This window comes from Novipirellula sp., from assembly GCF_041583735.1.
In the GTDB taxonomy this organism is placed as follows: domain Bacteria; phylum Planctomycetota; class Planctomycetia; order Pirellulales; family Pirellulaceae; genus Novipirellula.
The window spans coordinates 1-6,124 of the sequence record NZ_JBFHFD010000522.1 but is presented as its reverse complement, the minus strand read 5'-3'; the positions used below and the strand labels follow the sequence as shown (position 1 = coordinate 6,124).

The following is a 6,124-nucleotide window of genomic DNA, read 5'->3' as shown; positions in this document are numbered from 1 at the left end:
TTCAGATTGCGAGACCATCTGCGGTGTCCCATTTTCCTGCCCCTTACATTTTCCTGCCCGGTTCAATCACCGACATTGCGCTCGGTAATACGACGCTACTGCTCACTCGAATCGTGTTTCCGCGACGTCTATCAGACGCCAGAAAACTGGCGGGCAGGAACATGCGGGGGGCAGGAAGATAGTCAGAATATAGAACCAGTGCGCGGTGCCCCATCTTTTTGCCCTTCATCTTTTTGCCCTTTTCAGTAACCAACGCTGGCCTCGCCGATACAACATCGCTGCCTAGCCGGCTATTGGTTCCGCAACATCCATTAAGCCCGCGCCGCAGGAAGGCAAAAAGATGGGGGGCAAAAATGTTCAGATCGCAGAACTATCTGCAGTGTCCCATTTTCCTGCCCCTTACATGTTCCTGTCCAATTCAATCACCGACATTGCGCTCGGTAAAACGACGCAGCGGCTCGCTCGACTGTTGTTTCGGCCACGTCTATCAATCGCCAGATAACTGGCGGGCAGGAAGATATTCAGAATATCGAACCAATCTGCGGTATCCCATCTTTTTGCCACTTCATGTTTTTGCCCTTTTTAGTGAGCAACGTCGGCCTCGGCGATGCAACGCCGCTGCTCGCTCGACTCACGGTTCCGCCACGTCCACCAACCGCCACACCGCCGACAGGCAAATAGATGGAGGGCAAAAAGATGCAGATCGCAAGACAACAATGCGGTGTCTCATGTTCCTGCCCCTTCCATTTTCCTGCCCCAATCAGTAACCGACATTACGCTCGGTAAAACGACGCAGCAGTTCGCTCGACTGTTGTTTCGGCCACGTCCGCCAAACGCCGTATAGCCGGCGGGCAGAAACATTTCGGCCAGCATGGGGATATCGCAGATTGTTGGTTGATGCGGCGATCACCTCGGTCGGATGGAAGTTGTAATGCCCTGCCTCAGCCGTATTCCAAATTTGGCGGACGCATAACACCGCAACTGGCTGATTCGAATGAAACCGAGTACGCTTTCTTGGATTCTTTACGACGCTGTACGCACCTGATTGAAAACGAACATGAAGACGAGAACTCTTGGTAATAGCGGTCGCTTGGTTTCCGAAATCGGCCTGGGATGTTGGCAATTGGGCGCCGATTGGGGCAGCGTCAGTGATTCGCAAGCGATGCAGATATTGGAAACGGCGTGGGACCATGGCGTTACGTTTTTTGATACGGCGGATGTCTACGGTAGCGGACGTTCCGAGAAACTGATCGGACAATTTATTCAACAGCACCGCGATCAAATCTTTGTCGCTACCAAAGTGGGTCGCCAAAACTATCCTGGTCCGTATTCTGACGAAATCCTCAAACAGCATATTTGCGAATCGATCAGTCGCCTGGGGGTCGATAGCTTGGACTTGGTGCAACTGCATTGTGTACCGCCGGAAGTCATGGCTGCGGGAGACATATTCGACTGGCTGCGCAAATTCAAACGCGGCGGATTGATCAAAAACTTTGGCGCGAGCGTGGAGTCGATGGACGAGGCGGTTAGCATCCTCGAGCAACCAGAACTGACGTCTCTGCAGATTATTTTTAATATCTTCCGCCAGAAACCCATCATCGCCCTGTTTGATCGCGCCAGGGATCAGGGGGTGGGAATCATTGTGCGGTTGCCGCTGGCCAGCGGGCTGCTGGCGGGAAAGTTCACGAACCAGACGCAATTCGCCGCCGACGATCACCGCAACTACAATCGCGATGGCGATGCGTTTAATGTCGGCGAAACCTTTGCAGGGCTGCCCTTCGAGACCGGAGTTGCCCTGGCCGACCAGATCAAAACCATGGTTCCGGATGGCATGACGATGGCCCAGTTTTCCCAGCGGTGGATCCTGGACCACGAAGCGGTGACCACGGTAATCACTGGAGCCTCCAAACCGTCACAAGTGACGGACAACACCGTGGTGTCGGACTTGGATCGGTTGAGTGGCTCAACGCATCGACAGCTTGCGGAGCTTTATGCGTCGTCGATTGAAGCTGAAATTCGCGGCGTGTATTAGCATTTCACTTAGCGGCAATGGAACGCAGGCGATGACGATTGAGGGTTCGAAAGAAATGCACCCTATTAGCTACCCGTTGTGGCCTCCGCCGATTCAGGCTCGGGCGGAAACAAAGTAGGGCCGGTCCTACCGGCCGTCCACATGGTAGGCCGACGGAATCGGTCGTCCAACGTACTTGGCCGGTGGGAACCGGCCCTACTTCAATTCGGTGTGTGTTGATTATTAAGTTTGTTCTTGGATGGGATATAAACAGTGACGGTTCGACGCGTCGATGCATGGTTCTTTAGTTGTGATTTTGAAGGTGGGGTGAATTTTTTCCATCACAAAATGATTCAATTTTTATACGAGTTAGGTGCAGAATTCTATAAATCGGCCCCTTTCCCTCCGCCAATAATGCTGGATCCTGAATCGAAAATAAAACCAGATGGCCGTTTAATTGGATCGATACGGAGTACGCATCCACTTTTAAACACTGCAATCGAAAGCGATGAGGTAAAAAAAGGATTTCTTGCCCTATACGGTGACGGAATTTGCGACAAATCGTTTAGGATTTCCGCTAGTGGTTGGAGGGACGATCGCGAAGGTTTCGAAACAATTATTCAACAGCTGGCGACGGGGCGTGTGGAGTTCTTGAAACTGATCGTTTCCAAAATGGGTGTTAAAATCGCCTTTGTCGACGATGTGTGGGGGACTAAGTTCACAGACAAATCACTCGACGAAGTCAAATGTCGCCATCTTTTCTGGACGACGTATTTTGGACCTCGTTATGTTGAAAAGTATGGTCGTGAGTTTCTGCTAAACACTCCCGCGTTTAAGACAGAAGAACTAGAGGGCGGTGTGTTGATAACGGTCACCGAGAAGTTTCTTGACTTTGCCTTGAATGACCCGAACGAAACACTCAAATATCTGCGCCAAGAATTCAAAGGAATGCGTGCCAATCGCTTCAAGATCCACGAAGCGTTCTAAAATGCAGCAAAGTAGGGCCGGTTCCTACCGGCCGTCCACATGCGTGGCAGTCGGAGCCGGACATCCACCGATCGCCCCTAATCTATAGCCTACGGCACCAGCCAACCATCGCTCCTGGCCGGTGGGAACCGGCCCCAACTTCACTATTTGTTGGTGTTTCAGCTTTGTTGGGTGCGATTCGTTGCACTTTCTAGCGCGGCTTCTGTTAGACTTTCGTTCGTAGACTTTCGCTCCTGGGGACAACATCGCCCCAGCCCACCCATTGCCCACCTGCTGCCCCCCATCCCCACCTAACACTGTTGTCGCCGGGTAACGCCAACAGTCTCGCTGCGACCTCTGAGGTCGCGCGCCGTATAGATTGCGGAGGAGACCGGTATGCGTATTGTGATCTGCCTCGTCGGACTGTTGTTGCCGATATGTTCCGCCTCTCTGGCGTCGGGTGTTGACTATCTAACGCAGATCAAGCCAATTCTCGAGGAAAAATGCTACTCGTGCCACGGCGTGCTCAAACAAGAGGGTGATCTGCGTCTAGAGACGTTGCCGTTGATGCTCGAGTCCGGGGTGATCGATCCAGGCGATGCGGACGCCAGCCTGCTGATCGAGCGTATCGTCGCCGAACCGGATGATCGCATGCCGCCAGCCGAAGACGGGGCGGCACTGAAACCGGATGAGATTGCATTACTGCGAGACTGGATCAACGAGGGAGCGATCACGCCGGAGGAAGCAATTCCAATGGGCCCCGAATCGCACTGGGCTTTCCAAAAGATTGTGCGGCCTGAGTTGCCCGAATTGCGCTCCGACACTGTGACCGAATCCAGTGCCAATCCGATTGATCAATGGTTGGATGTCAAACGTCGCGATCATGGTTTGCAAACAACCCCATTGGCTGATCGATCGATCGCGCTGCGGCGATTGTACTTGGATTTGGTTGGATTACCGCCCACCACCGAGCAACTGCGTGACGAACGGCCATGGGAAACGATTGTCGACGAGTTGCTCGAAAGCCCTCAGCACGGCGAGCGCTGGGCACGGCACTGGATGGATGTTTGGCGCTACAGCGATTGGTATGGTTTGGGAGCCCAATTGCGGTACAGCCAGAAACATCTTTGGCATTGGCGAGACTGGATCGTCGATTCGCTTAATCACGACAAGGGCTACGACCAAATGGTGCTTGAAATGCTAGCCGGAGACGAGCTTGCACCGGATGATCCCGATGTTGTGCGTGCGACCGGTTTTCTCGCCCGCAACTACTATCTTTTCAATCGCACGACTTGGCTTGACTCGACGGTCGAACACACCGCCAAGGCGTTCATCGGATTGACGCTGAACTGTGCCAAGTGTCATGACCACAAATACGATCCAATCACGCACGTCGATTACTATCGTTTCCGGGCGATCTTCGAACCGCATCAAGTCCGTCTTGATCCCGTTGCGGGCGTCACCAACTTTGATGTCGATGGATTGCCCCGCGTGTTTGATGACCATCTCGATGCGGAGACCTTCTTGCACCTCCGCGGCGATGAGAACAAGCCTGACAAAGAGACGGAAATCACCCCTTCGGTGCCCGCGATCCTGGCGAGCTTCGCTCCGCCGATCACACCCGTAGACCTTCCCCGTTTCGCCTATGCACCGGGTACGCGGGATTACGTTCAACAAGCGAAACTTGCGGACGCCCAAAAGGCGATCGCCGCTGCGCAAAGTGAGTTGACCGCCGCTCGCCAGCGTCACGAAGCTGCGATGTCTAACGTTTCCGCGACGCAGCCGGACTCACAGCGTGATTTTGCTCCCATCGATGAACCCTTTGACCAACTTGATGACGAACGCTGGGAACTCGTGGGCGACGGTTGGGAGCTCCGCAACGGGATGCTACACCAAACTGCGGTCACTCGCGAAGGGCATGAATTAAAACTGCGAAACACACCGCCGCAAGACTTCGAATTGACCTGTCGTTACCAAGTTACCGGCGGCAGCACATATAAATCGGTCACGTTTCGCTTTGATCAAAGTGACGATGCAAAATACAATAATTTTGTCTACAGCAGCGCACACGAACCGGGCCAGAAGGTGCAAGTGGCTTTCGCACGCAATGGCAAGAACGTCTATCCACGCGAGGGGATGAAATCGGTCACACTTAAAGTGGGCAAGTCTTACCTACTTCGTTTCGCAGTCCGTGATCGTCTCGTCAATGTCTGGCTCGATGACACATTTTTGATTGCCTACGAGCTACCCGATCGCCGCCTCGCAGGTCAATTGACGGTGTCTGGATTCGATGCAACCGTCGCCTTTGACCAGCTGACGCTACGGTCACTGCCTGAGGAGATGGAACTGAAATCCGCTGGCAATCAACCCGCGTTGACCGCCGAGTCAACGGAGAAAGCGGTCGCGTTGGCCGTGGCAAAACTGGATGTCGCGAAAGCCGACGCGGAGCGGGTTTCGGCAATCGTCGCGGCGGATCAATTGCAGTTCGATGCCGGCGCAGACCCCACAGCGAGAGCCGCCGCGGTCCAACTGGCTGCCCAGCGAGAAGCCGAGTGGATGCAAGCCGAATCGTTGTACGAAAAGCGGCTGCACCAAGGAGACAAGAAAAAGATCAAAGCGGCAGAAGCGAAACAGGCCAAGGCCGTCGATCTGTTAAAAAAAGTTGCGGCAGGTAGCGGAACCTACACGCCGCTTCGTGGATCACGCAAGGCACTGGAGACCCCCGCACATAACTTTGAGACCTATGCGGCCACCTATCCGAAACAAAGCACAGGCCGCCGACTTGCTCTGGCACGCTGGATCGTCGATCGCGATAACCCCTTGACCGCTCGGGTTGCAGTGAACCACGTCTGGATGCGGCATTTTGGCGAGCCCCTGGTGGAATCGGTGTTCGATTTTGGGCTGCAAGCGAAACGCCCCGTGCATGCCGAACTGCTCGATTACCTGGCTTCGGAATTCATCGAATCGGGTTGGAGTTTCCGGCACTTGCATCGTTTGATGGTCACTTCGCAGGCCTACCAATTACGCAGTTCGACGCTGGAGGCTGACCCCAGCACGCTAGCGGCGGATCCGACGAACGCTTATTACTGGCGGATGAACACTCGCCGCATGGAATCACAAGCAGTGCGGGACAGCTTGCTACATTTG

At 54.2% G+C, this 6,124-nt stretch carries 5 protein-coding genes; 4 read left to right on the top strand and 1 reads right to left on the bottom strand.

What is annotated here, in order from left to right:
• A partial coding sequence (locus ABX962_RS27325; RefSeq protein ID WP_372724164.1) for a hypothetical protein occupies positions 1–182 on the top strand: 182 nt, incomplete at its 5' end.
• Between the two features lie 578 nt (positions 183–760).
• Here the strand turns inward: ABX962_RS27325 and ABX962_RS27320 are convergent.
• Positions 761–976: a hypothetical protein gene (locus ABX962_RS27320; RefSeq protein WP_372724163.1), complete on the bottom strand. Its 216-nt coding sequence runs from the start codon at positions 974–976 to the stop codon at positions 761–763.
• Positions 977–1,057: 81 nt separating this feature from the next.
• Here ABX962_RS27320 and ABX962_RS27315 point away from each other — a divergent pair, with 81 nt between their 5' ends.
• The 3 genes from ABX962_RS27315 to ABX962_RS27305 form a co-directional block, all read left to right on the top strand.
• Complete coding sequence (locus ABX962_RS27315) at positions 1,058–2,032, top strand: aldo/keto reductase (protein ID WP_372724161.1); 975 nt, start codon at positions 1,058–1,060, stop codon at positions 2,030–2,032.
• Between the two features lie 252 nt (positions 2,033–2,284).
• Positions 2,285–2,998: a hypothetical protein gene (locus tag ABX962_RS27310; protein WP_372724159.1), complete on the top strand. Its 714-nt coding sequence runs from the start codon at positions 2,285–2,287 to the stop codon at positions 2,996–2,998.
• 375 nt (positions 2,999–3,373) lie between these two features.
• Positions 3,374–6,124 (top strand): PSD1 and planctomycete cytochrome C domain-containing protein (locus ABX962_RS27305; protein WP_372724157.1); only part of this gene is annotated, 2,751 nt, incomplete at its 3' end.